Annotated in this window: 1 protein-coding gene and 1 pseudogene; both read right to left on the reverse strand. The window is 56.9% G+C overall.

Annotation, left to right across the window (positions count from 1 at the left end):
* Nucleotides 1-78: 78 nt before the first annotated feature.
* Nucleotides 79-510 (reverse strand): annotated as a pseudogene (locus ACP7AD_RS18550) (IS110 family transposase); the annotation flags it as partial.
* Nucleotides 511-663: 153 nt separating this feature from the next.
* Nucleotides 664-948: transposase family protein (locus ACP7AD_RS18555; RefSeq protein WP_426166418.1), on the reverse strand; the 285-nt coding region annotated here is incomplete at its 5' end.

Raw genomic sequence — 948 nt, forward strand, 5'->3', positions numbered from 1 at the left:
GATTTGTTGTCATGAATAACGCTCCAATGCGGATCATCCGCAATCATGGGAGCGGCAACTAGTCTGACACGGGGGGTATAGCAGTCCACGCAACGCGTTGGTTTGCATGATCCGCATCTTCATCAACGCCTCGCGCTGGCGATGCAGCGTCAAGGTCGCCTGCTGGGCCGTGGTCTTGATTCCCACAAACTTTACCCCGGGCTGCTGCACCGCCAGCCAAATCGCACGCGCATCAGTCGCATCGGTTTTGTTGCCGCTGACAAACGGGCGCACTATCTTGGCGTGCAGCAGCCGCACACTGTGGCCCAGCGAGCGCAACTCACGCGCCCAGTAGTGAGCGCCACCACACGCTTCAATGGCGATCAGGCACGCTGGTTTGTTTGCAAAGCGCTCCAGTACCTTGGCCCGTTTGAGCTGAACGTTGACGATCTCGCCCGTGTTCATCTCCACCGTATGCATCTGAAACACCTGCTTGGCAATATCCAGACCGACCACCTGCAGGCCGTTCATGGTGCCGATCACTTGTCCCGCGTTCATACCCGTATTACGATTCATGATGGATCCTCTGTGGTGTTTGTGAAGACCGTGGTCTATCACGCCTTGGGCACTTTGATGTCGTATCCATCAGAGGATCCGCCTCGGCAGCGAGGCTTTTCTTCCTGATTAACGGCTACTCAATCTCAGCGCTCCAGTTTTCTTCCCTTTTAAAAAGGGGAGGCATCCATAGCATCTAGCTTGACATCCACCGATGGCGGTGACTTCGCCCGACACGCGCGGCAGCGAAGCGGCACAGGCGAGAAAGCAGGCGCCAAACTGCTCGGGCTCCACCGCGGCGCACACCCGGGAAAAAGTGTTCTTGCAGGGAATGCCTGCCGAGAAAGGAAAATACTCGCGCAGAAAATCGAGCTTTTCCTGCCCGAATATCACAAAGTCGCGCCAGCTCTCGGC

Source organism: Polaromonas sp. DSP2-3-2b2 (assembly GCF_049895905.1).
Lineage (GTDB): Bacteria > Pseudomonadota > Gammaproteobacteria > Burkholderiales > Burkholderiaceae_C > Polaromonas.